This is a genomic window from Candidatus Glassbacteria bacterium, assembly GCA_019456185.1.
Lineage (GTDB): Bacteria > Gemmatimonadota > Glassbacteria > GWA2-58-10 > GWA2-58-10 > JAJRTS01.
Genome location: VRUH01000163.1, coordinates 1 through 1,081, shown reverse-complemented (window position 1 = coordinate 1,081; position 1,081 = coordinate 1). Strand labels below are relative to the sequence as shown.

Genomic DNA, 1,081 nt, shown 5'->3' with positions numbered 1-1,081 from the left:
CCCGGGGGAAGTTCAACCTGGGCGGCTACTGCAACCCGGAGGTGGACAAACTCACAGCCAGGATTCTTGGGGAAACCGACAAGAAAAAGCGCGATGCCCTGATCGAAAAAGCCTGGGGCATTACCATCCGCGATATATCCTATATCCCCCTGCACCAGCAGGCGGTGTCCTGGGGCGTGTCCAACAAGGTCAGCCTCAAGCAACGGCCGGACAACGTGTTTCGCTGGCGTCACGTCACCATGCAGTAGCTGCTCCACCCCTCCACGGTTTGGACCCTGTCGCCGCGGCGTTGTATTCGTGGCGCCAGGGTCTTTGCCATTTTCGGTAACAACCTTTCAGGCAATGGGAATCCCGGCCGGCCATGTTCGCCCTCATTGTTCGCCGTACGATTCAGTCCATCGTCGTCATGCTTGTGGTGGCGCTGCTGGCCTTCACCATGTTCCGCTACGTGGGCGACCCGGTGGCCATGCTGGTGGGCCAGGAGACCTCCCTGCAGGAGCGGGCCGCCTTGCGGGAAAAGCTGGGGCTCAACGACCCCGTGCCGATTCAGTTCGGGCGCTTCGTGATCAACACGGCCCAGGGCAAGTTTGGCATTTCATACCAGATCGGCCGCCCGGTTTCCGAGCTTATCTCCGAGCGCCTGCCGGCCACCCTGGAACTCTCCCTGCTGGCCGCGTTGTTTTCGCTGCTGGCCGGAATTCCGATGGGTGTCTATACGGCCCTGCGGCCCGACCGTTGGTTGAGCCACTTTTTCCTGACCCTGTCCCTGGTGGGCATATCACTGCCCACTTTCCTTATCGGCATTCTGCTCATTCTGCTCTTTGGAGTGATCCTGGGCTGGCTGCCCACCTTTGGCCGTGGCGATGTGGTGACAATTGGTTGGTGGACAACCGGCCTGCTGACGGTAAGCGGAATCAAGTCCCTGCTCATGCCGGCATTCACCCTGGGCATGTTCCAGTTGACCTTGATCATGCGCCTGGTGCGCTCGGAGATGCTGGAGGTGCTGCGCACCGATTACATCAAGTTCGCCCGGGCTCGCGGACTGACCAACCGCGCGGTGAACTTCGGCCATGCCCTTAAG

The 1,081-nt window shown here is 60.7% G+C and carries 1 protein-coding gene; it reads left to right on the top strand.

Translation table 11 applies throughout. The features are described 5' to 3' along the window. Positions 1-361 precede the first annotated feature (361 nt). Positions 362-1,081: ABC transporter permease (locus FVQ81_18640; GenBank protein ID MBW7998549.1), on the top strand; the 720-nt coding region annotated here is incomplete at its 3' end.